The 1,309-nt window shown below is 74.6% G+C and carries 2 protein-coding genes; one reads left to right on the forward strand and one right to left on the reverse strand.

Annotated elements, in window-relative coordinates; all coding sequences use genetic code 11:
- Window positions 1–182: 182 nt before the first annotated feature.
- Complete coding sequence (locus tag E4P40_RS27575) at window positions 183–1,049, forward strand: alpha/beta hydrolase (RefSeq protein ID WP_135161461.1); 867 nt, start codon at window positions 183–185, stop codon at window positions 1,047–1,049.
- 2 nt (window positions 1,050–1,051) lie between these two features.
- On the opposite strand, the gene E4P40_RS27580 is transcribed toward E4P40_RS27575, so the two are convergent.
- Window positions 1,052–1,309 (reverse strand): 5-formyltetrahydrofolate cyclo-ligase (locus E4P40_RS27580; protein WP_280790668.1); only part of this gene is annotated, 258 nt, incomplete at its 5' end.

Raw genomic sequence — 1,309 nt, forward strand, 5'->3', positions numbered from 1 at the left:
CTCGGGCATGGGCCGCGAGCAGGGCATCGAGGGCGTCCGCGCCTTCCAGGACACCCGCTCGATCGCGCACGCGGCGGACTCCACCGAGCAGGCGGACGCCGGGCACTGATCCAGGCCGTCGGGCCGGCGGGGGGCGCTCCCCCGCCGGCCCGACGCCACGACCGACCCCTCAGGAAGGCGCCATGCCCCGCAGCTCGCCCGTCGACGGGTTCTCCCTCGGCTACGACCGCACCGGCGACGGCCCCCCGGTGGTGCTGCTGCACGGGTGGCCGGGCGGCCGCGGCGACTACCGGCTGGTCGAGCCCCTGCTGGCCGACGCCGCCGAGGTCGTCGTCCCGGACCTGCGGGGGTTCGGGGAGTCGGACAAGCACCCCGTGCCTCCCGACGAGGGGTACGACGCCGCTGCGCAGGCGCGCAGCGTGACCGGCCTGCTGGACGAGCTCGGACTCGGGCCGGTCGTGCTCGCCGGGTACGACATCGGCAGCCGCATCGCCCAGACCATCGCCCGCCAGTCCCCGGAGCGAGTGCGGGCACTGGTGGTGACCCCACCGATGCCCGGTGCCGGCCGACGACTGCTGGACCCGGACGTGCTGACCGAGTTCTGGTACCAGAACTTCCACCGGCTCGAACTCTCCGGGCGGCTGCTGGACGGCGACCGGGACGCGGTCCGGACATACCTGCAGCACTTCTGGACGCACTGGTCGGGTCCCTCGTACGCGCCGGTCGACGCGGACCTCGACCGGCTGGCCGACACGTACGGGCAGCCGGGGGCGTTCACGTCCTCGATCGGCTGGTACCGCGTGGGACCGGGCATCCTGACCCGCGGCCTGGCCGAGCAGGCGCCCTCGCTGGACGAGCGACTCCCCGTCCGCACGCACGTCCTCTGGCCCGCGCACGACCCGCTCTTCCCGGCCGCGTGGTCCGACCGCCTCGACGAGTTCTTCGCCGACGTCTCGGTGACCGAGCTGCCGGACTCGGGGCACTTCGTGCCGATCGAGGCGCCGGAGGAGTTCGCGGCGGCCATCCGGAGAGCGCTGCGCGAGAGCTGAGGTCACCCCCTGGGAGGAACCAGGTCCTGCCAGCCACCGGACGGCGTCACGACCGCGCCCACCGGGCGGTCGTGGGCCTCGCGCGGCAGTTCGGCGAAGCGCTCCTCGTCGAACACGACGGTGACCAGCACGGCGTCGGGCCGGGCGTGGACCAGCGCGCGGTCGTAGTAGCCGCCTCCACGGCCCAGGCGGAAGCCGAAATGGTCCACCGCCAGGGCCGGGACGACGACGGCGTCGGCGTCGGCGATCGCGGTCGGACC

It is taken from the genome of Blastococcus sp. CT_GayMR20 (assembly GCF_004570345.1).

Bases quoted from the DNA above. Each gene is read 5' to 3' on its own strand.
- E4P40_RS27575 (WP_135161461.1), top strand. From the start codon at position 183: ATGCCCCGCAGCTCGCCCGTCGACGGGTTCTCCCTCGGCTACGACCGC.